General features: G+C 70.4%; 20 protein-coding genes. 3 read left to right on the top strand and 17 right to left on the bottom strand.

Translation table 11 applies throughout. The features are described from left to right. Nucleotides 1–4: 4 nt before the first annotated feature. Nucleotides 5–628, top strand: coding sequence for a response regulator (locus ACFPIH_RS34410; RefSeq protein WP_381181510.1), 624 nt, complete (start codon nucleotides 5–7; stop codon nucleotides 626–628). Nucleotides 629–707: 79 nt separating this feature from the next. On the opposite strand, the gene hisS is transcribed toward ACFPIH_RS34410, so the two are convergent. Both hisS and ACFPIH_RS34400 read right to left on the bottom strand, forming a co-directional pair. Next, nucleotides 708–1,970: a histidine--tRNA ligase gene (gene hisS, locus ACFPIH_RS34405; RefSeq protein WP_381181438.1), complete on the bottom strand. Its 1,263-nt coding sequence runs from the start codon at nucleotides 1,968–1,970 to the stop codon at nucleotides 708–710. Between the two features lie 10 nt (nucleotides 1,971–1,980). Next, nucleotides 1,981–2,697: an MBL fold metallo-hydrolase gene (locus ACFPIH_RS34400; RefSeq protein ID WP_381181440.1), complete on the bottom strand. Its 717-nt coding sequence runs from the start codon at nucleotides 2,695–2,697 to the stop codon at nucleotides 1,981–1,983. A 179-nt stretch (nucleotides 2,698–2,876) separates the two neighbouring features. Here ACFPIH_RS34400 and ACFPIH_RS34395 point away from each other — a divergent pair, with 179 nt between their 5' ends. Then, nucleotides 2,877–3,698 carry a peptidylprolyl isomerase gene (locus ACFPIH_RS34395; protein ID WP_381181442.1) on the top strand — a complete coding sequence of 274 codons (822 nt, stop codon included), beginning with the start codon at nucleotides 2,877–2,879 and terminating at the stop codon, nucleotides 3,696–3,698. A 146-nt stretch (nucleotides 3,699–3,844) separates the two neighbouring features. Then, on the top strand, nucleotides 3,845–5,074 hold the full coding sequence (locus ACFPIH_RS34390) for a DUF349 domain-containing protein (protein ID WP_381181444.1): 1,230 nt from the start codon (nucleotides 3,845–3,847) through the stop codon (nucleotides 5,072–5,074). A 74-nt stretch (nucleotides 5,075–5,148) separates the two neighbouring features. On the opposite strand, the gene ACFPIH_RS34385 is transcribed toward ACFPIH_RS34390, so the two are convergent. The 15 genes from ACFPIH_RS34385 to pgsA all read right to left on the bottom strand — a co-directional run bounded on the left by ACFPIH_RS34385 (nucleotide 5,149) and on the right by pgsA (nucleotide 20,468). Next, nucleotides 5,149–7,665, bottom strand: a complete 2,517-nt coding sequence (locus ACFPIH_RS34385; protein ID WP_381181446.1) for a RelA/SpoT family protein — start codon at nucleotides 7,663–7,665, stop codon at nucleotides 5,149–5,151. Between the two features lie 171 nt (nucleotides 7,666–7,836). After that, nucleotides 7,837–8,376 carry an adenine phosphoribosyltransferase gene (locus tag ACFPIH_RS34380; protein WP_381181448.1) on the bottom strand — a complete coding sequence of 180 codons (540 nt, stop codon included), beginning with the start codon at nucleotides 8,374–8,376 and terminating at the stop codon, nucleotides 7,837–7,839. Continuing rightward, the gene (secF, locus tag ACFPIH_RS34375) at nucleotides 8,373–9,485 is read right to left on the bottom strand and encodes a protein translocase subunit SecF (protein ID WP_381181450.1); all 1,113 of its coding nucleotides are present in this window, start codon (nucleotides 9,483–9,485) and stop codon (nucleotides 8,373–8,375) included. The genes ACFPIH_RS34380 and secF overlap by 4 nt, the downstream gene beginning before the upstream one ends. 1 nt (nucleotide 9,486) lies before the next feature. Then, nucleotides 9,487–11,250, bottom strand: coding sequence for a protein translocase subunit SecD (secD, locus tag ACFPIH_RS34370; RefSeq protein WP_381181452.1), 1,764 nt, complete (start codon nucleotides 11,248–11,250; stop codon nucleotides 9,487–9,489). Between the two features lie 135 nt (nucleotides 11,251–11,385). Further along, nucleotides 11,386–11,910 carry a preprotein translocase subunit YajC gene (gene yajC, locus ACFPIH_RS34365; RefSeq protein WP_381181454.1) on the bottom strand — a complete coding sequence of 175 codons (525 nt, stop codon included), beginning with the start codon at nucleotides 11,908–11,910 and terminating at the stop codon, nucleotides 11,386–11,388. Nucleotides 11,911–12,104: 194 nt separating this feature from the next. Next, nucleotides 12,105–13,178, bottom strand: a complete 1,074-nt coding sequence (ruvB, locus tag ACFPIH_RS34360; protein ID WP_381181456.1) for a Holliday junction branch migration DNA helicase RuvB — start codon at nucleotides 13,176–13,178, stop codon at nucleotides 12,105–12,107. 118 nt (nucleotides 13,179–13,296) lie between these two features. Next, nucleotides 13,297–13,902: a Holliday junction branch migration protein RuvA gene (ruvA, locus tag ACFPIH_RS34355; protein ID WP_381181458.1), complete on the bottom strand. Its 606-nt coding sequence runs from the start codon at nucleotides 13,900–13,902 to the stop codon at nucleotides 13,297–13,299. Further along, the gene (gene ruvC / locus ACFPIH_RS34350) at nucleotides 13,899–14,447 is read right to left on the bottom strand and encodes a crossover junction endodeoxyribonuclease RuvC (protein WP_381181460.1); all 549 of its coding nucleotides are present in this window, start codon (nucleotides 14,445–14,447) and stop codon (nucleotides 13,899–13,901) included. Before ruvC ends, ruvA begins: the two co-directional genes overlap by 4 nt. A gap of 201 nt (nucleotides 14,448–14,648) precedes the next feature. Then, complete coding sequence (locus tag ACFPIH_RS34345) at nucleotides 14,649–15,401, bottom strand: YebC/PmpR family DNA-binding transcriptional regulator (RefSeq protein WP_381181462.1); 753 nt, start codon at nucleotides 15,399–15,401, stop codon at nucleotides 14,649–14,651. Nucleotides 15,402–15,452: 51 nt separating this feature from the next. Beyond that, complete coding sequence (gene pdxT, locus ACFPIH_RS34340; RefSeq protein WP_381181464.1) at nucleotides 15,453–16,055, bottom strand: pyridoxal 5'-phosphate synthase glutaminase subunit PdxT; 603 nt, start codon at nucleotides 16,053–16,055, stop codon at nucleotides 15,453–15,455. A 6-nt stretch (nucleotides 16,056–16,061) separates the two neighbouring features. Beyond that, nucleotides 16,062–16,967, bottom strand: coding sequence for a pyridoxal 5'-phosphate synthase lyase subunit PdxS (gene pdxS, locus ACFPIH_RS34335; RefSeq protein ID WP_381181466.1), 906 nt, complete (start codon nucleotides 16,965–16,967; stop codon nucleotides 16,062–16,064). A 115-nt stretch (nucleotides 16,968–17,082) separates the two neighbouring features. Beyond that, the gene (locus ACFPIH_RS34330) at nucleotides 17,083–17,625 is read right to left on the bottom strand and encodes a LemA family protein (protein WP_381181468.1); all 543 of its coding nucleotides are present in this window, start codon (nucleotides 17,623–17,625) and stop codon (nucleotides 17,083–17,085) included. Between the two features lie 37 nt (nucleotides 17,626–17,662). Continuing rightward, nucleotides 17,663–18,835 carry a glycosyltransferase family 4 protein gene (locus tag ACFPIH_RS34325; protein ID WP_381181470.1) on the bottom strand — a complete coding sequence of 391 codons (1,173 nt, stop codon included), beginning with the start codon at nucleotides 18,833–18,835 and terminating at the stop codon, nucleotides 17,663–17,665. Further along, nucleotides 18,832–19,740 (bottom strand): phosphatidylinositol mannoside acyltransferase, encoded by a 909-nt coding sequence (locus tag ACFPIH_RS34320; protein ID WP_381181472.1) that lies wholly within the window; start codon nucleotides 19,738–19,740, stop codon nucleotides 18,832–18,834. Before ACFPIH_RS34320 ends, ACFPIH_RS34325 begins: the two co-directional genes overlap by 4 nt. Further along, nucleotides 19,737–20,468, bottom strand: a complete 732-nt coding sequence (pgsA, locus tag ACFPIH_RS34315; RefSeq protein ID WP_381181512.1) for a phosphatidylinositol phosphate synthase — start codon at nucleotides 20,466–20,468, stop codon at nucleotides 19,737–19,739. The genes ACFPIH_RS34320 and pgsA overlap by 4 nt, the downstream gene beginning before the upstream one ends. Between the last annotated feature and the right edge of the window lie 60 nt (nucleotides 20,469–20,528).

The raw sequence follows: 20,528 nt of genomic DNA, 5'->3' as shown, positions 1-20,528 counted from the left end.
GACCGTGATCCGGATCATCCTGGCTGACGACCATCCCGTCGTACGGGAGGGACTGCGGGCGATGCTCAGCGCCGAGCCGGATCTGGAGGTCGTCGCCGACGCGGAGAGCGGGCCGCGGGCGGAGGCGCTGGCGGCCGAACTGCGGCCCGACATCGTGCTGATGGACCTGCGGATGCCCGGCGGCGGGGGCGTGGAGTCGATCGCCCGGATGACGGAGGCCGGACTGCCCTGCCGGGTACTGGTCCTGACGACGTACGAGACGGACCGAGACATCCTGCGGGCCGTGGAGGCGGGCGCGGCGGGCTACCTGCTCAAGGACCTCCCCCGGGGCGAACTCGCGGACGCCGTACGGGCCGCGGCGAGCGGCGAGACGGTGTTGGCGCCGTCGGTGGCGGCCCGCCTGGTCGACCGGCTCCGGACGCGACCGGAGATCCCCCGTCTGTCGGCACGGGAGACGGCGGTGCTGCGACTGGTGGCCGAGGGGTGCACGAACGCGGAGATCGGGCGGCGGTTGTTCATCGGGGAGTCGACGGTGAAGACGCATCTGCTGCGGGCGTTCGGCAAGTTGGGAGTGGACGACCGCACAGCAGCGGTAACCAGCGCGATGCGCCACGGCCTCCTGGAGTAACCGCCCCAGGGAGCTCCGCCCCCAGGGGACGGGAAGGGGCAGGGGCGGCGGGGGCGGTGAACCCCGCCGCCCGCCGGGCTCAGCCCAGCCTCGACTCCAGTTCCGCCACGATCTCGTTCACCCCGATCGCCGTCTGCTCACCGGACACCATGTCCTTGAGCTGGACGACCCCCTCCGCGAGGTCACGCTCACCGGCGACGACCGCGTACCGCGCCCCACTCCGGTTGGCGTTCTTCATCGCGCCCTTGAGCCCCTTGGCGCCGTAGGAGAAGTCCGCCGCGACCCCGAGCTTGCGCAACTCGGTGACCTTGGCGAACAGCACCCGCCGGGCCTCGTCCCCCAGCGGGACGGCGTACACGGAGGTGGCGGCGGGCAACTCCAGCTCCACGCCCTCCGCCTCCAGCGCGAGCACCGTACGGTCGACGCCCAGCGCCCAGCCCACGGACGGCAGCGCGGGACCGCCGATCATCTCGGAGAGGCCGTCGTAACGGCCGCCGCCGCCCACCGCGGACTGGGAGCCCAGACCGTCGTGGACGAACTCGAAGGTCGTACGGGTGTAGTAGTCGAGGCCGCGGACCAGCTTCGGGTCGTCCTCGAAGGCGACGCTTGCCGCGGTGATCAGCTCACGGACCTCCTCGTGGTACGCCTTGCAGGCGTCGCAGAGGTAGTCCCGCAGCAACGGGGCGTCCCCGAGCTGCTTCTGGACCGACTCGCGCTTGTCGTCCAGGACACGGAGGGGGTTGATCTCCGCGCGGCGGAGCGTGTCCTCGTCGAGGTCGAGCCCGCGCAGGAAGTCCTGGAGGGCGGCCCGGTAGACAGGACGGCACTCCTTGTCGCCCAGGCTGTTGAGCAGGATCCGGAAGTTCCTGAGCCCCAGCGTGCGGTACGCCTGGTCGGCCAGGATGATCAGCTCGGCGTCGAGCGCCGGGTCCTCCGCGCCGATCGCCTCGGCACCGACCTGCGAGAAGTGCCGGTAGCGGCCCTTCTGGGGGCGCTCGTAGCGGTAGTACGAGCCGGAGTACCAGAGCTTGACCGGGAGGTTGCCCACCTTGTGGAGGTTGGCCTCCAGGGCGGCGCGCAGAACGGAAGCGGTGCCCTCGGGGCGCAGGGCGAGCTTGGTGCCGCCCTTCGTCTCGAAGGCGTACATCTCCTTGCTCACGATGTCGGTGGATTCGCCGACCCCGCGCGCGAAGAGCTCGACGCTCTCGAAGCCTGGTGTCTCGATGTAGCCGTAACCGGAGTTGCGCAGCGGCGCGGCGATCGCCTCACGGACGGCCAGGTACTTCGCGGAGTCGGGCGGCAGAAGGTCGTACGTGCCCTTGGGGGCCTGAAACGTGCTCACGGAAGTCTCGTCACATTCCTCGTCGGGGAGGGGCCGTCGGGCCCGCTCCCTGGCCGGCGTCCGCCACCTGCCGCAGATACGGATTGGTGGCGCGCTCCTGGCCGATGGTCGTCTGGGGGCCGTGGCCGGACAGCACCACGGTCGAGTCGTCGAGCGGCAGGCACACGCGGGCCAGCGAGTCGAACATCTCGGCCATGTCACCGCCGGGCAGGTCGGTGCGTCCGATGGAGCCGGCGAAGAGCAGATCCCCGGAGAAGAAGACCGAGGGGATCTCGGTCGTCTCGGGCATCCGGAAGGTCACCGACCCCTTGGTATGGCCGGGCGCGTGCGCGACGGAGAACTCCAGACCGGCCAGGTCCAGCTTCACACCGTCGGCCAGTTCACGGACCTCGTCCGGCTCCCCCACCGTCAGCTCGCCCATCAGCGGCATCCCGATGGAGCGGCCGAGGGCCTTCTCGGGGTCGCTCATCATGAACCGGTCCTCGGGGTGGATCCAGGCCGGTACGTCGTGCGCGCCGCACACCGGGACGACCGAGGCCACATGGTCGATGTGGCCGTGGGTGAGGACGACGGCGACGGGCTTGAGCCGATGCTTCTTCAGCGCTTCCTCGACTCCTGGGGCCGCCTGGTGGCCCGGGTCGATGATCACGCACTCCTCACCGGCGGCGGGGGCGACGAGATAACAGTTCGTCCCCCAGGCCCCGGCGGGGAACCCGGCAATGAGCACGATCGTCCCTCGTTGTGTCGATACGGGCGGCTTACAAACGGCAACAGCCGCTGTCAGAGCCTACCGGCGCTGCCGTTTCCTCAGCGAACCCATATACGGTACGGGGCACACGCAGGCGGTCGGCTCACCGGACGCGCGTGTACCGGTCGGCATCACGAGACGCATGAGGAGAGAACCCGGTGGTCACCCAGGAACAGCGCAAGCGTCAGCTCGCCCGGGAGAAGTTCTTGCGGCAGCAGCAGCGCCGCACGGCCGCGCGACGCAAGGCACGGGCGCGCAACGCGGTGATCGCGTCGGTCCTCGGCGTGATCCTGGTGGGCAGCCTCACGCTCTACACGACGGGCGTCCTCAAGGACGACAAGGACGACAAGGCGAACGCGAGTTCGGAAGCCTCCCCGTCCGCGTCGCCCAGCGCCGCGAAGGACCCGTGCGAGAAGGCCGCCGCGGGCTCGGTCAAGAAGCTGTCGTGGAAGAAGGAGCCGGCGGTCACCATCGACAAGTCGGCCGACTACACGCTGAAGCTGGCGACGACGTGCGGTGAGATCGACATAGCTCTCAAGACGGCTGCGGCCCCGCACACGGTCAACTCGTTCGACTTCCTCGCCAACAAGGGCTTCTTCGACCACACGAAGTGCCACCGGCTGACCACGAACGGCATCTACGTGCTGCAGTGTGGCGACCCGACGGGCAGCGGCAGCGGCGGACCGGGCTACACCATCCCGGACGAGAACCTGAAGGACAAGAGCCTCAAGGACAACGTCTACCCGGCGGGCACGGTCGCGATGGCCAACACCGGACAGGCACACACCGGCGGCAGCCAGTTCTTCCTCGTCTACCAGGACAGTCAGCTCCCGCCCAGCTACACCCCGTTCGGTACGTTGTCGGCCGAGGCCATGAAGGTCCTGAAGAAGATCGCCGCGGCGGGCGAGAACACGGGCGCCGGTGACGGTGCCCCCAACGCGACCGTCGTGATCAACAAGGCGACGGTCACGAAGTCCTGACGACACAGGGGCGGCCAACAGCGTAATTTCGGTCGCGCTGGATGCGGACAGGCGCACCGCCGGTCGCCTATGTTGGCCGTGACGAAACTGTGGACGATGCCCAGGGGCGCCGTAGCCCCTCGGAGGCATCATGTGGAGGAGGCGCTGTGAGCAGCGACCCGTGGGGCCGCGTCGACGAGACGGGCACCGTGTACGTGCGTACGGCCGACGGCGAGCAGGTGGTCGGTTCCTGGCAGGCGGGTTCCCCCGAGGAAGCCCTGGCCTACTTCGAGCGCAAGTACGAGGGCCTGGTTGTCGAGATCGGCCTCCTCGAGAAGCGAGTACAGACCACCGACCTTTCCGCGAAGGACGCGCAGGTCGCCATCGACCACATCCGTGGCCAGGTGGACGCGCACCACGCGGTCGGTGATCTGGCGGCGCTGCGGGTCCGGCTGGACAAGCTGGTGCAGACCGTCGAGTCGCGCCGCGAGGAGCGCAAGCAGCAGCGTGCCAAGCAGTCCGACGAGGCCCGCAAGGCCAAGGAGGACCTGGTCGTCGAGGCGGAGCAGCTGGCGCAGTCCGACCAGTGGCGGGCGGCCGGTGAGCGGCTGCGGGCCCTGGTGGACATCTGGAAGGGTCTGCCGCGCCTGGACCGCAAGTCGGACGACGAGCTGTGGCACCGGTTCTCGCACGCGCGCTCGGCGTTCTCCAAGCGCCGCAAGGCGCACTTCGCGCAGCTGGACTCGCAGCGCGAGGACGCCCGCCGGGTGAAGGAACGGCTGGTCGCCGAGGCCGAGTCGCTGTCGGGTTCGACGGACTGGGGTCCGACGGCCGCGCGCTACCGCGAGCTGATGGCCGACTGGAAGGCCGCGGGCCGCGCCCAGCGTGAGCACGAGGACGATCTGTGGAACCGCTTCCGCGGCGCCCAGGACGTCTTCTTCGCCGCGCGCAGCTCGGTGTTCGCCGAGCGGGACGCGGAGCAGACCGAGAACCTGAAGCTGAAGGAGGAGCTGGCCGGCGAGGCCGAGAAGATCCTCCCGGTGACGGATCTGAAGGCGGCGCGTGCCGCGTTCCGCTCGGTCAACGAGCGCTGGGAGGCCATCGGCCATGTGCCGCGGGACTCCCGGCCGAAGGTCGAGGGCCGGATGCACGCCGTGGAGCGGGCGATCCAGGAGGCCGAGGAGGCCGAGTGGCGCCGCACCAACCCGGAGGCACGCGCGCGTGCCGAGGGTCTGACCGGCCAGCTCCAGGCCGCGGTGGACAAGCTGCGGACCCAGATCGACCAGGCCCGCGCCCAGGGCAACTCGGCCCGCGCCGACAAGCTGCAGCGCGAGCTGGACGGCCGCCAGGCCCTGCTGGACCAGGCCCTGAAGGGTCTCCAGGAGTTCGGCGGCTGACCCGACCCCAGGTCCCGTGCCGAGAGGCCCCCGTACATCGCGTACGGGGGCCTCTCGTCGTATGCGGGGGCTACCTACGGGCGACGCGCCGACGTCACGCGGTACACGTCGTACACGCCCTCCACGCCCCGTACGGCCTTCAGGACGTGGCCGAGGTGCTTCGGGTCGCCCATCTCGAAGGTGAAGCGGGAGGTGGCGACGCGGTCGCGGGAGGTCTGGACGGCCGCGGAGAGGATGTTGACGTGCTGGTCGGACAGCACGCGCGTGACGTCCGACAGCAGCCTGGAGCGGTCCAGGGCCTCGACCTGGATGGCGACGAGGAAGACCGAGGACTGGGTGGGCGCCCACTCGACCTCCAGGATGCGCTCGGGCTCCCGGGACAGTGACTCCACGTTGACGCAGTCGCTGCGGTGAACCGATACGCCGCTACCCCGGGTGACGAAGCCGATGATCGGGTCGCCGGGGACGGGCGTACAGCAGCGGGCCAGCTTGACCCACACGTCGTCGACGCCCTTGACGACCACACCGGGGTCGTTGTTGCTGCGCCGCTTGCGGCTGCGGCCGTGCGACGGCGGGACCGCCTCGTCCATCTCCTCGGTGGCCGCCTCCTCGCCGCCGAGGGCCTGCACCAGCTTCTGTACGACGTTCTGCGCGGCCACATGGCCCTCGCCGATCGCCGCGTAGAGCGAGGAGATGTCCGGGTAGCGCATCTCGTGCGCGAGCGTGACCAGCGAGTCTCCCGTGAGGATGCGCTGGATCGGCAGGTTCTGCTTGCGCATGGCGCGCGCGATGGCGTCCTTGCCCTGCTCGATCGCCTCGTCGCGGCGCTCCTTGGAGAACCAGGCCCGGATCTTGTTGCGCGCCCGCGGCGACTTGACGAAGCCCAGCCAGTCGCGGGAGGGTCCGGCGCCGGTCGCCTTGGAGGTGAAGACCTCCACCAGGTCGCCGTTGTCCAGCGTCGACTCCAGCGGTACGAGCCTGCCGTTGACCCTCGCTCCTATGGTGCGGTGGCCGACCTCGGTGTGGACCGCGTACGCGAAGTCAACCGGGGTGGCCCCGGCCGGGAGCGCGATGACATCACCCTTCGGGGTGAAGACGAAGACCTCGTTGCGGGACAGGTCGAAGCGCAGGGACTCCAGGAACTCGCTGGGGTCCTCGGTCTCCTTCTGCCAGTCGAGCAGCTGGCGCAGCCACGCCATGTCGTTGAGGTGGTCGTCCTTGCCCTTGCCGGCCTTGGGCACGTCGGTGCGGACCTTGGAGGCGCCGGCGACGGCCTCCTGCTTGTACTTCCAGTGCGCGGCGATGCCGTACTCGGCGCGGCGGTGCATGTCGAACGTACGGATCTGGAGTTCGACCGGCTTGCCGTTGGGCCCGATGACCGTCGTGTGCAGCGACTGGTACATGTTGAACTTGGGCATCGCGATGTAGTCCTTGAACCGCCCCGGAACCGGGTTCCAGCGGGCGTGGACGGTGCCCAGGGCCGCGTAGCAGTCGCGGACGGTGTCCACCAGGACGCGGATGCCCACCAGGTCGTAGATCTCCGCGAAGTCGCGGCCACGGACGATCATCTTCTGGTAGACGCTGTAGTAGTGCTTGGGGCGGCCGGTGACGGTCGCCTTGATGCGGGCGGCGCGCAGGTCGGACTGGACCTCGTCGGTCACTATGGCCAGGTACTCGTCACGCTTCGGTGCCCTCTCGGCCACCAGCCGTACGATCTCGTCGTACATCTTGGGGTAGAGGATCGCGAAGGCGAGGTCCTCCAGCTCCCACTTGATGGTGTTCATGCCGAGACGGTGGGCGAGCGGCGCGTAGATCTCGAGGGTCTCGCGCGCCTTCTTCTCCTGCTTCTCGCGCTTGAGGTAGCGCATGGTGCGCATGTTGTGCAGGCGGTCGGCGAGCTTGATGACCAGGACGCGCGGGTCCTTGGCCATGGCGACGACCATCTTGCGCACGGTCTCGGCCTGCGCGGCCTCGCCGAACTTGACCTTGTCCAGCTTGGTGACGCCGTCGACGAGCAGGGCGACCACGTCACCGAAGTCGCGGCGCAGGTCGTCCAGGCCGTACTCGGTGTCCTCGACGGTGTCGTGCAGCAGGCCCGCCATGAGGGTGGCCGGGTCCATGCCGAGCTCGGCGAGGATCGTGGTCACCGCGAGCGGGTGGGTGATGTACGGATCGCCGCTCTTGCGCTTCTGGCCGCGGTGCCAGCGCTCGGCGACCTGGTAGGCCTTCTCGATCTGGCGCAAAGTCGCCGTTTCGGTCTTGGGGTCGTTGCTGCGCACTATCCGCAGCAGCGGTTCCAGGACCGGGTTGTACGGGTTCGCCCGCTGCACGCCGAGGCGGGCGAGGCGGGCACGGACGCGGTTGGAGGAGCCGGAGCGCGCGGCGGGCTGGGCCGTGACCGGGCGCTCGGCCGGGGAGGCCGGCTTGGGGCGGGACTGCTCGGCCGGCTGCTCGACGGGCGTGGCGCGGTCATGCTCGACCGGCCCGCGGCCGTCGCTCTGCGCTTGCGACGCGGGCGGCGCGGGCTTGGCCGCGGGCGCCGAGGCGGACTCGGGCTCGGCGGCGGTCAGGTGCTGGGCCTCGTCTGGCAAGAGGGCTCCTCGTGCGCGATCCGGGTCCCCGGTCAGGCTCCGGAGGACCCATCGTAGCGATCCTGGGCTCCGGCATCGCCTTCAGGCCGATGTGAGAGCCGTCCACCCGGGAAACACAAGGGGCGGGCACCGGATTCCTCCGGGCCCGCCCGCTCGGTTTCAGTACGGTCCTCAGACGGTCAGCAGTGCCTCCAGCGGGGCGCCGTCAAGAGCGGCCTCCAGACGGGGGCGCCCGTTCAGGAATGCGAGCTCCATCAGGACGGCGACGCCCGCGATCTCGGCGCCCGCACGGTGGATGAGCTGGATCGACGCCTCCGCGGTGCCGCCGGTGGCGAGCACGTCGTCGACGATCAGGATCCGGTCCTCGGCGCTGAGATCCTCCGCGTGCACCTCGATCTCCGCCGAGCCGTACTCCAGGTCGTAGGCCTGGCTGAGGGTGGCTCCGGGGAGCTTGCCGGCCTTGCGGACGGGGATGAAGCCGAGGCCGGCGCGGACGGCGACCGGGGCGCCCAGGATGAAGCCCCTCGCCTCCAGGCCGACGACCTTGGTCGCGCCGGTGCGCTCGGCGATCTCGGCGAAGGCGTCGGTGAGCGCGGTGAAGGCGGCCGGGTCGGCCAGGAGCGGGGTGATGTCCTTGAACATCACGCCCGGCTCCGGGTAGTCGGCCACATCGCGGATGCGGCTGAGCAGCAGCTCTTTGATGTCGGTCATCGGCGCTTCCCCGACGGCCGGCGCCGGTTGCCGCGCGGTCCGGACTGGTCGCGCGGTCCGACGACGGCCGGGGTGGCGTCGTGGTCGCCGGGGGCGTCCGCGAGGCCGCCCCGTGCCTCGGCCAGCTCCTCCTCGGCGGCTACCTGGGCCCGCTTGGCCAGGATGCGCTTCTTGAGGGCCTTGATCTGCGGCTCGCGCTCCTTGAGGTCGGCGACGAGCGGCGTGGCGATGAAGATCGAGGAGTAGGCACCGGCCGCGAGGCCGACGAACAGCGACAGCGAGATGTCGTTGAGCGTGCCCGCGCCGAGGACGCCGCCGCCGATGAACAGCAGGCCCGCCACCGGCAGCAGCGCGACCACCGTGGTGTTGATGGAGCGGACCAGGGTGCCGTTGATCGAGCGGTTGGCGATCTCGCTGTAGGTGAAGCGGGTCTGCTTGGTGAGGTCCTTCGTCTGTTCCTTGAGGGAGTCGAAGACCACGACCGTGTCGTACAGCGAGTAACCGAGGATGGTCAGCAGACCGATCACCGTGCCGGGCGTGACCTCGAAGCCGACGAGGGCGTAGATGCCGACGGTGATGGTGATGTCGTGGATCAGTGCGACGAGCGCCGCGATGGCCATGCGCCACTCGAAGGCGATCGCCAGGTAGATCACGACCAGCACCATGAAGATCGCCAGACCCTGCCAGGCCTTGTTGGCGATCTGCTCGCCCCAGCTGGGACCGACGAGGTCGGCGGCGATGGACTCCGGGTTGAGCTTGAAGTCCTTGGCGAGGTCGTCCTTGATCTGGTCGGACTGCTTGGTGTCCATACCGGCGATCTGGATGCGCAGTGTGCCGTCGCCGAGCTTCTGCACGACCGCGTCATGGCCGGACGCGGCCTTCGCGGCGTCCTCGGCCTGCGAGACGGAGACGCTGGTGTGCTTCGGGGTGGTGAAGACGGCACCGCCCTGGAAGTCGATGCCCATGTTCAGGCCGCGCACCGCCAGGCCGACGATGGCCGTGATGGTGATCAGGATCGAGATGCTGTACCAGAGCTTGCGGTGGCCGATGAAGTCGTAGCTGATCTCGCCACGGTGCAGTCGGGCGCCGATGTTGCCGAGTTTCGACATCTCACGCCTCCTTCGTCTCGACGGGGGCGGAGGTACGGCGGGTGCGGCGCAGCGGCGGCTGGGCTCCCAGGCCCTTGGGGTCGAGCCCGGACCACTTGTGGCCGTCGGAGAAGAACTTCCGGCGTGCGATGAGGGTCATCAGGGGCTTGGTGAAGAAGAAGACCACGACGACGTCGAGGACGGTGGTCAGACCCAGCGTGAACGCGAAGCCCTGGACCTTGCCGACGGTGACGATGAACAGCACCGCGGCGGCGAGGAAGGACACGAAGTCCGAGACCAGGATGGTGCGCCGGGCGCGCGGCCAGGCCCGCTCGACGGCGGGGCGCAGCGTGCGGCCCTCGCGGATCTCGTCCCGGACGCGTTCGAAGTACACGATGAACGAGTCCGCGGTGATACCGATGGCCACGATGGCACCGCAGACGGCCGGCAGGTTCAGCGCGAAGCCGATGGCCGGGCCGAGCAGCGACATGAGCACGTAGGTGAGGGCCGCGGAGACCAGCAGCGAGGCGAGCGCGATGAGCGCCAGGCCCCGGTAGTAGGCCACCAGGTAGATCACGACCAGCGCGAGGCCGATGGCACCGGCGAGCAGACCGGCGTGCAGCTGGTCACCGCCCAGGGCGGCGGTCACGGTGGTCACGCTCTGCTCCTCGAAGGAGAGCGGGAGCGCGCCGTACGACAGCATGTTGGCGAGGTTCTGGGCCTCGTCCTGGGTGAAGCTGCCGGAGATCTGGGCGTTGCCACCGGTGATCGAGGAGTTCACGAACGGGCTGGAGACGACATCGCCGTCGAGGACGATGCCGAACTCGTTCTGCGGCTGGGAGTTCTGCGCGAGCTGGGCCGTGATGTCGGCGAACTTCTTGGAACCCGACTTGCTGAAGTCCATGGTGACCTGCCAGCCGGCGGCACCCTGCGTGTCGAAGACCGCCTGGGCCTTGTCGACCTCGGTGCCGTCGACGGCGGCCGGGCCGAGCAGGTACTTGTACCAGGCGCCGTCGATGTCGCCGCAGGCGACGGTCGCGTCGGTGGGCTTGACGCCGTCGCCGGCCGCGGCGCGCTGGGCCTTCTTGGAGCAGTCCAGCGCCGTGTACTTGGCCTGGAGCGCGGCGGTGTCGGCGTCGGTGCCGCCGCTGGCGCTCGCCGAGGGGCTGGCGGAGGCGTCGGCGCTGCCGGTCGCGGACGGCGACGGCGTGGAGTCGGCCTTCAGCGCGTCGGTGACGGCCCGGCCCTGGGAGGTGGCGGTGGCCGTCGGGGACGCCGAGGAGGACGCCTTCTCGCCGGACCCGCTCGCGGTCGCCGTGGGGCTCGGCGAGGCGCTGGAGGAGCCGCTGGCGGACGTGCTCGGGGAGGCGGTGCCGGCGGGCACGCTGGCCTCCTGGGCCAGGACGGGACGGAAGTACAGCTTGGCGGTGGTGCCGACCTGGTCCCGGGCTTCCTTGGAGTTGGTGCCCTTGGGGATGTTCACGATGATGTTGTCGTTGCCCTGGGTCTGCACCTCCGCCTCGGAGACGCCCAGGCCGTTGACACGGCGGTTCATGATGTCGACCGCGGTGTCCATGTTGGCCTTGTTGATCGCGGACCCCTGGTCGGCCTTCGCCTTCAGCGTGATGCTGGTACCGCCGGCGAGGTCGATGCCGAGTCGCGGGGTGGTGTGTCCGGCGGCGAACATGCCTCCGGTGAGCCCCACGATGGCGATCAGGATCAGGGCCAGCGAGCGCCCTGGCTTGCTCTGGGCATTCGCGCTCCGGCCCTTCTTAGGTGCTGCCACCTTCTCGTACTCCCTCTCGGGCCGCCTCGCGCCGGGTCGGCGCGGGTGGCGGCCATGACGTGTAGTCGGGATCCCCCGCGAGATGCGCACACCCCGGGACGCACGGGCTGTGGCCCATGCCTCCCGGGGCAGTGACTACTTCTTCACGTCGGATTCGCCGTCGGTCTTCTCCGGCTCCTGGTCGGCCTCGGCCTGCCCGGCCTCGGGCTCGGCGGCCTTCTCCTGCGCCTTTTCGGGCGCGTCCTTCTTGCCGAGGTCGACGGACTTGTCGTCGGAGGCGGCGGCAGCTTCGTCGGCGGGCTCGTCGGCGTCGGCGGAGTCGGTGAGGGAGGAGGCGTCGTCGGGGACGATGTCGGAGTCGGACTTCAGGTCGTGCTCGATGCCGTGGACGATGCGGTTGTACTCGTCGTCGGTCAGGACGGCGCCGATCGCGTTCTTCGCGAAGAGCAGTTCCACACCCGGGCCGGCGTCGAGGAGGATCGTGTCCTCATTGACCTCCTTGACCGTCGCGTACATGCCCCCGATGGTGCGGACACCACTGCCGGGCTGCAGGTCGTTGCGCATGCTGGCGGCCTGTTGCTGCTTCTTCTTGGCCGACCGGGTCATCAGGAACATGGCCCCGATGAGCACGATGAACGGGAGGAGGGTCACGATACTCACGGGTCGGTACTTCCTTCACGCGACCGCGACGGTTGAGCGGCCTGATTGGATGGGGATTGGCTGTGTGCTGCCTACAAGGGCGGCATCGGCGGAGTCTAAGCGAGTCCGCGCGCAAGGAACAACGTTCGGCGCGGCACCTGGGTTCCTGGCCCCGCGAATGCCTTCGCCGTCGTCCGTCCGGGTGCCCCTCCGGCTCAGGTGTCGAACAGATCCGGCTGGCCGAATCCGCCGGCCGAGGCGCGCGGCGGGGTGAGCCCGAGATGCGCCCAGGCGGCCGGGGTGGCCACCCTTCCGCGCGGTGTACGGGCCAGTAGCCCTTCCCTGACCAGGAAGGGTTCGGCGACCTCCTCGACGGTCTCGCGCTCCTCCCCCACCGCGACGGCGAGCGTGGACAGGCCGACCGGGCCGCCGCCGAACAGCTTCAGCAGGGCCTTCAGGACCGCGCGGTCGAGGCGGTCGAGGCCGCGGGCGTCGACCTCGTAGACGGCGAGGGCGGCGGCGGCGATGTCGCGCGTGACGATGCCGTCCGCCTTGACCTGCGCGTAGTCGCGCACGCGGCGCAGCAGACGGTTGGCGATGCGGGGGGTGCCGCGGGAGCGGCCGGCGATCTCGGCGGCGCCGGCGGTGTCGATCTCGACGTCGAGGAGATGGGCGGAGCGGTGGACGACGCGCTCGAGCTCGGTGGGCTCGTAGAACTCCATGTGCCCGGTGAAGCCGAAGCGGTCGCGCAGCGGGGGCGGCAGCAGTCCCGCGCGCGTGGTGGCGCCGACCAGGGTGAAGGGCGGCAGTTCCAGCGGGATGGCGGTGGCGCCGGGGCCCTTGCCGACGATGACGTCGACGCGGAAGTCCTCCATGGCCATGTAGAGCATCTCCTCGGCGGGCCGGGACATGCGGTGGATCTCGTCCAGGAAGAGGACCTCGCCCTCCTGGAGGGAGGAGAGGATCGCGGCGAGGTCGCCGGCGTGCTGGATGGCGGGCCCGGAGGTGATGCGGATCGGGGCGCCCATCTCGGCGGCGATGATCATCGAGAGGGTGGTCTTGCCGAGGCCGGGGGCGCCGGAGAGCAGTACGTGGTCGGCGGTGGCGCCACGCGCGCGTGCGGCGCGCAGGACGAGGTCGAGCTGTTCGCGGACCTTCTCCTGGCCGATGAACTCGCCGAGGTCCTTGGGGCGCAGGGCGGCCTCGACGGCCTGGTCCTCACCGTCGGCGACAGAGCCCACCAGCCGCTCGGTGGCGGCGTCGGCGTCGGTCGTGTCGTCCCAGTTCACTGCAGCTCTCCTCGCGGTGGCGCGCCGGTCCGGTGGGTCGGCCGGGGGTCCGGGGGTTGTCCCCCGGGATGACACAGCATTGGTGTGCCTCAGAGGTGGTCAGAAGTGGGTGGCGGGGTCAGCGGGCGCGGTTCAGGGACTGGAGGGCGGCCTTGAGGAGCTGCCCGACCTGCGGGGTGCCCTCGGTGGCCTCCGCCTGCGGGGTCACGGCGGCCACGGCCTCGTCGGCCTCGCGGGTCGCGTAGCCGAGGCCGATCAGGGCCGCGTGCAGCTGGTCGCGCCAGCCCTGGGTGACCGGGGCGCCGATCGCGGGGGCGCCGAGCGGTTCGCCGAGCCGGTCCTTGAGGTCAAGGAGGAGCTTCTGGGCGCCCTTCTTGCCGATGCCGGGGACGGCGATCAGGGCCTTTTCGTCACCGGTCGCCACCGCGCGGCGCAGTGCGTCCGGCGAGTGCACGGCGAGCATGGCCTGGGCGAGGCGCGGGCCGACGCCGCTCGCGGTCTGGAGCAGCTCGAAGACCTGGCGCTCGTCGTCGTCCACGAAGCCGTACAGGGTGAGGGAGTCCTCGCGGACGACCAGGGAGGTGGCGAGTCTGGCCGGCCGGCCCATGCGCAGCCCGGAGAGGGTGTTGGGCGTGCACTGGACGGCGATGCCGATCCCGCCCACCTCCACCACGGCGGAGTCCGGGGCGAGGGCGGCGACGGGACCGCTGACGAAGGCGATCATGCCGTACGGCCTTTCGATGCGATCGGTGTCTTGCCGCGGTGCGCGGCGACGGCCTGTTGGAGGCGGTTCTGCGCGGGGGCGCGCCAGATGTGGCAGATGGCGAGGGCGAGGGCGTCGGCGGCGTCGGCCGGTTTGGGGGGCGCGTCGAGCCGCAGCAGGCGCGTGACCATCGCGCCGACCTGGGCCTTGTCGGCGCGACCGCTGCCGGTGACGGCGGCCTTGACCTCGCTGGGGGTGTGCAGGGCCACGGGGATGCCGCGGCGGGCGGCACAGAGCATGGCGACGGCGCTGGCCTGGGCGGTGCCCATGACGGTCCGTACGTTGTGCTGGCTGAACACGCGCTCCACGGCGACGTATTCGGGCCGGTGCTCGTCCAGCCATGCCTCGATGCCCTGCTCGATGGCGACGAGACGGTGGCCCAACTCCGCGTCCGCGGGCGTCCGTACGACGCCGACGCCGACCATGGTCAGCGGCCGGCCGGCGACGCCCTCGACGACACCGACACCGCATCGCGTCAGTCCGGGGTCGACCCCGAGTACCCGCACGCGCCCACCCCCCTTTGCGGCTGAGCCGCCGCCGCTCTCGCGGAGGGGGCTGAGCACCGTCGTGGTTGCTCAATTGATGGTTGTTGTCCGTGGATGATGAACCACGGATGACGCCAGGCTAGTCGCCGGCACTGACAACGGCGGCGGGCCGGTGGGACGTGTCCCACCGGCCCGGCGAAATCGGCTCAGCGCGCGGCAGCGTTACGCGTCGACCTTCTCCATGACCTCGTCGCTGACGTCGAAGTTGGCGAAGACGTTCTGCACGTCGTCGCTGTCCTCGAGCGCGTCGATCAGCTTGAAGATCTTCTTGGCGCCCTCCTCGTCCAGCTCGACCTGCATGGTCGGGACGAAGTTGGCCTCGGCGGAGTCGTAGTCGATGCCGGCGTCCTGGAGGGCGGTGCGGACCGCGACCAGGTCGGTGGCCTCGCTGAGCACCTCGAAGGACTCGCCCAGGTCGTTGACCTCCTCGGCACCGGCGTCCAGGACGGCACCGAGCACGTCGTCCTCGCCCAGCTCGCCCTTGGGGACGATGACGACGCCCTTGCGGTGGAAGAGGTACGACACCGAGCCGGGGTCGGCCATGTTGCCGCCGTTGCGGGTCATGGCGACGCGGACGTCGGAGGCGGCGCGGTTGCGGTTGTCCGTGAGGCACTCGATGAGCACCGCGACGCCGTTCGGGCCGTAGCCCTCGTACATGATCGTCTCGTAGTCGGCGCCGCCGGCTTCGAGACCGGCGCCGCGCTTGACCGCGGAGTCGATGTTCTTGTTCGGGACCGAGCTCTTCTTGGCCTTCTGGATGGCGTCGAAGAGCGTCGGGTTACCGGCCGGGTCGGCACCGCCGGTACGGGCCGCGACCTCGATGTTCTTGATCATCTTCGCGAAGAGCTTGCCGCGCTTGGCGTCGATCACGGCCTTCTTGTGCTTCGTCGTAGCCCATTTAGAGTGGCCGGACATCTGCCTGTCTCCTTCGCGTAACCCAACCCTTTACGAACCCCAGAGATCCTACTAGGACCCCGGAGCCAGGTTCGCGCGCACCATGTCGACAAAGAGGGAGTGCACGCGGTGGTCGCCGGTCAGCTCCGGATGGAACGACGTGGCGAGCGCGTTGCCCTGGCGGACCGCGACGATGTGTCCCTCGTGCTCGGCGAGCACCTCGGCCGCGGCGCCCACGGACTCCACCCAGGGGGCGCGGATGAACACGCCCTCCACAGGATGGCCCTGGACGCCCTTGACGTCCACCGCCGCTTCGAAGGACTCGTTCTGCCGCCCGAAGGCGTTACGGCGCACGATCATGTCGATGCCGCCGACGGTCTCCTGGCCCGAGCGCGGGTCGAGGATCTTGTCGGCGAGCATGATCAGGCCGGCGCAGGTGCCGTAGACGGGCAGGCCGTCACGCACGCGTGCGCGCAGGGGTTCCATCATGCCGAAGAGGACGGCGAGTTTGGAGATGGTCGTGGACTCGCCGCCGGGGATGACCAGGCCGTCGACCTCGGCGAGTTCCTCGGGGCGCCGCACCGGCCTGGCCACGGCGTCGGCCGCGGCCAGGGCGATCTGGTGTTCCCGTACGTCGCCCTGGAGGGCCAGTACGCCTATGACAGGACTGCTCATCAGTGGTTACCAGCCGCGGTTGGCGTAGCGCTCGGTCTCGGGGAGGGTGTCGCAGTTGATGCCGACCATGGCCTCGCCCAGGTTGCGGGAGGCGTCCGCGATGATCTTCGGGTCGTCGTAGAAGGTGGTGGCCTTCACGATGGCGGCGGCGCGCTTGGCCGGGTCGCCGGACTTGAAGATTCCGGAGCCGACGAAGACGCCCTCGGCGCCGAGCTGGCGCATCAGCGCGGCGTCGGCCGGGGTGGCGACGCCGCCGGCGGAGAACAGCACCACCGGGAGCTTGCCGAGCTCGGCGACCTCCTTGACCAGCTCGTACGGGGCGCGCAGGTCCTTGGCGGCGGCGTACAGCTCGTTGTTGTCGTAGCCGCGCAGACGGGCGATCTCGTTCTTGATCTGGCGCAGGTGACGGACGGCCTCGACGACGTTGCCGGTGCCGGCCTCGCCCTTGGAGCGGATCATCGCGGCACCCTCGGCGATCCGGCGCAGGGCCTCGCCCAGGTTGGTGGCGCCGCACACGAAGGGGGTGGTGAAGGCCCACTTGTCGGAGTGGTTGACCTCGTCGGCCGGGGTGAGGACCTCGGACTCGTCGATGTAGTCGACGCCCAGGGACTGGAGCACCTGCGCCTCGACGAAGTGCCCGATCCGCGACTTGGCCATCACCGGGATGGACACGGCCTCGATGATGCCCTCGATCATGTCCGGGTCGGACATGCGGGCCACGCCGCCGTCCTTGCGGATGTCGGCCGGGACCCGCTCCAGCGCCATGACGGCGACGGCGCCCGCGTCCTCGGCGATCTTCGCCTGCTCCGGCGTGACGACGTCCATGATCACGCCACCCTTGAGCTGCTCGGCCATCCCGCGCTTCACGCGCGCGGTGCCGATCTCGGGGGCCTGGTTCTCGGTGCTGGACACGGGTGACCTCACTGGAGTGGAAGAGGGTTTCTGCAACCACCGAGGAAACGCGAGCCAACCAGTCCACAGCAAGGGCCAATACGGAGGCGGTGGATCCTTTTCGGCTCCGGGTGGCTCAGGACGCCCGGTCGGCAAGGGCCGCCGGGGGCTCGTCGTCCATCTCGAAGGCCATCGGGAACGGGGCGTGGCCGGCCAGCCGGAACCAGCGGACCTTGCGGTGTTCGCGCAGGCGGCGGACGGCGCCCACGGCGTCGTTGTGGAAGCGGCGGGCCATGGGGACGCGGCGGACGGCCTCCGTGAGTTCCCCGGTCGCCGCCTCTCCCCCGGGTGCCTCGCGGACGGCGTCCACCTGGGCGGTGTCCGCGAAGACCGCCCGCAGGGCCTGGCTGAGCTCGCTCTCGGCGACCTCGCGCTGCTCCTCCTCGGCCTGCCGGGCGGCGTGCGCGGCCTCGTACAAAACGATCGAGGCAGCCGGGTCGAGGACCCCGGAGGTGGCGAGTTCCTGGGCCACGGACGCCCGGCGCAGCAGCTGGGCGTCCAGTGCGGCGCGCGCGGCGTCGATGCGGGCGTGCAGCCGGTCGAGGCGGCCCGCCGTCCAGCTCAGGTACAGGCCGATCGCGACGAGGACGACGAGGGCCCAGATGAGGGTTGGGGTCACAGCAGCAGGCTATCCGGCGGTCTGCGGACGCAGGCCGTCAGTCACGGGCCAGGCCCAGCCGCGTCCGCAGCCAGGACGGCCCCCGGTCGTCGTCGGCCGCGGCCACCGCCGCCGCGCCCGCCGTGACCGTCTCGTACACCGACAGGATGTCCGCGCCCACCGTCGACCAGTCGAAGCGGCGCACATGGGCGCTGCCGCGTTCGCGCAGTTCGGCCCGGCGGGCGGGGTCCCCCAGGAGTCGTACCGCCGCCTCGGCCAGCGCGTCCGCGTCCTCGTTGGCGAACAGTTCGCCCGCCGCACCCTGGTCGAGGACCTGGGCGAAGGCGTCGAGGTCGGAGGCGAGGACGGGGGCGCCCGCGGACATCGCCTCGACGAGGATGATGCCGAAGCTCTCCCCGCCGGTGTTGGGGGCGACGTACAGGTCGACGCTGCGCAGGAAGCGGGCCTTTTCGTCGTCGCTGACCATGCCGAGGAACTCCACGCGCGAGCGCAGCTCCCGGGGCAGGCCCTCGACCGCCTCCTTCGCGTCGCCGCGTCCGGCGACCAGCAGCCGGGCGTCGGGCCGCTCGGCGAAGATCCGCGGCAGGGCCTTCACCAGCACCGGCAGGCCCTTGCGGGGCTCGTCGATGCGGCCGACGAAGCCGATGGTCTCCCCCTGCCACTCGGGCTTGGGCTCGGCCCCGGCGAAGAAGTCGACGTCGACGCCGTTGGGGATGACGACCGCGTCGCCGCCGAGGTGCTCCACCAGCGTGCGGCGGGCGTACTCGCTGACCGCGATCCGGGCGCTGATCTTCTCCAGGGCGGCCTGGAGGATCGAGTACGCGGCGATCATCGCGCGCGAGCGGGGGTTGGAGGTGTGGAAGGTCGCCACGATGGGCCCCTGCGCCGCCCAGCACGTCAGCAGGCCGAGGGAGGGCGAGGTCGGCTCGTGGATGTGGACGACGTCGAACGCGCCGTCGTGCAGCCAGCGGCGCACCCGCGCGGCGCTCAGGAAGCCGAAGTTGAGCCGGGCAACCGAGCCGTTGTACGGCACCGGGACCGCGCGGCCGGCGGAGACGACGTACGGCGGCAGCGGGGTGTCGTCGTCGGCGGGGGCGAGCACGGACACCTCGTGGCCGAGCCCGATGAAGTAGGCGGCGAGGTCCCGGATGTGGAACTGGACGCCGCCCGGGACGTCCCAGGAGTACGGGCAGACGATGCCGATCCTCACGGTGTCCCCTTCGCGGGGTCGAGGTCCGCGCGCCACAAGCGCTGAAGCATGTGCCAGTCCTCCGGATGGTCCGCGATGCCCGAGGCGAAGGCGTCCGCCAGCGCCTGTGTCATGACAGACGTCTTCTCGGCCCGGGTACCTGACTGGGGTACCTCGACCGGGGGATGGACGCGCCCCTGCATGACGGGCGAGTCGTCGTACCAGAGCGTGACGGGGAGCAGGAGGGCGTCGGTCTGCTGGGCGAGCAGGGCCGGGCCCGCGGGCATCGTCGCCGTGTCGCCGAAGAACGTCACCTCGACGCCCGAGGCGGACAGGTCACGCTCGGCGACCAGGCAGACCAGGCCGCCGTCGCGCAGCCGCCGGGCGAGGGTGCCGAAGGCGGTGCCGCCGCTGTGCGGCAGGACCTCCATGCCGAGGCCCTCGCGGTAGGCGACGAAACGGTCGTACAGCGTCTCGGGCTTGAGGCGTTCGGCGACCGTGGTGAAGGGGGTGCGCAGTTCGGTGGTGAGCCAGGCGCCGGCGAGGTCCCAGTTGGCCATGTGGGGCAGCGCCAGGATCACGCCCCGGCCGGAGGCGATGCCGTCGGTGAGGTGGTGGAGGTCCTTGGGCGTGAAACCGGTCCGGATCCGCTCCTCGCTCCAGGCGGGCAGCCGGAAGGACTCCATCCAGTAGCGCAGGTAGGAGCGCATGCCCGCGCGCGAGAGCTCGGCGAGCCGCTCGGGGCTCGCACCGGGCACCACGCGCGCGTAGTTGCTCTCCAGCCGTAGTAGGCCCTTGCCGCGCCGTTTCCAGGTGAGGTCGGCGATGGACCGCCCGAGGCGTACGGCGGCGGGCTCGGGGAGCTTCTTGACGGTGCTCCAGCCGATACCGTACGCGGCGTCGGTCAGGCGCTCCTGGAGGCTCACTTCGCCGCCTCACTCCCCTGTGCCTGCTGCGGGTCCGCCGCGGCCTCCGCCTCGGCGGACTCCCTGCGGACCGTGACGACCCGCTGGATCAGGGTGACGAGGCTGCCGACGGCGACGATCCACAGGGCGACCGGCAGCAGGTACTGGATGCCCGGCACACCGAAGGTGTGCAGTCCGGCGAGCCCGGCCGCGACCAGCGAGATCACCAGGCGTTCGGCGCGCTCGACCAGACCGTTGACCGCGACCGGCAGGCCGATCGACTCGCCGCGCGCCTTGGTGTACGACACCACCTGGCCGCTCGCCAGGCAGAAGATCGAGACGGCGCACAGGACGTTGTCGTCGCCGTTGCCCGCGTACCAGAGGGCGAAGCCGCCGAAGATCGCGCCGTCGGCGACCCGGTCCAGGGTGGAGTCCAGGAAGGCGCCCCAGCGGCTGGAGCGGCCGAGCTGGCGGGCCATGTTGCCGTCGACGAGGTCGGAGAACACGAACAGCGTGATGACGATGGTGCCCCAGAAGAACTCGCCCCGGGGGTAGAAGACCAGCGCGCCCGCGACCACACCGGCCGTTCCGATGAGCGTGACCGTGTCGGGGCTGACGCCCCGCCTGATCAGAAATGAGGCGAACGGCGTGAGGACACGCGTGAAGAATGCACGCGCGTACTTGTTCAGCATGGCCTTCCCGACGGTCGGTTTCGCCGCGCGGCCTCTGGTGGCCACCGGCTGGCCCATCGTAGTCACGCGCGCGTGTGTGCGACGGCTGGGCACCCGGACCACGTGTCACAGCACGAC

Origin of the sequence: Streptomyces vulcanius, from assembly GCF_042653945.1 — a bacterium.
In the GTDB taxonomy this organism is placed as follows: Bacteria; Actinomycetota; Actinomycetes; order Streptomycetales; family Streptomycetaceae; genus Streptomyces; species Streptomyces mangrovi.
This window is presented reverse-complemented; position numbering and strand designations above follow the sequence as displayed.

Excerpts from the sequence above, each read along its gene's own strand:
- ACFPIH_RS34380 (WP_381181448.1), bottom strand. The coding sequence starts at position 8,376 with ATGACCGACATCAAAGAGCTGCTGCTCAGCCGCATCCGCGATGTGGCC.
- secF (WP_381181450.1), bottom strand. The coding sequence starts at position 9,485 with ATGTCGAAACTCGGCAACATCGGCGCCCGACTGCACCGTGGCGAGATC.
- ruvA (WP_381181458.1), bottom strand. The coding sequence starts at position 13,902 with ATGATCGCCTTCGTCAGCGGTCCCGTCGCCGCCCTCGCCCCGGACTCC.
- ACFPIH_RS34345 (WP_381181462.1), bottom strand. The coding sequence starts at position 15,401 with ATGTCCGGCCACTCTAAATGGGCTACGACGAAGCACAAGAAGGCCGTG.
- pdxT (WP_381181464.1), bottom strand. The coding sequence starts at position 16,055 with ATGAGCAGTCCTGTCATAGGCGTACTGGCCCTCCAGGGCGACGTACGG.
- pgsA (WP_381181512.1), bottom strand. The coding sequence starts at position 20,468 with ATGGGCCAGCCGGTGGCCACCAGAGGCCGCGCGGCGAAACCGACCGTC.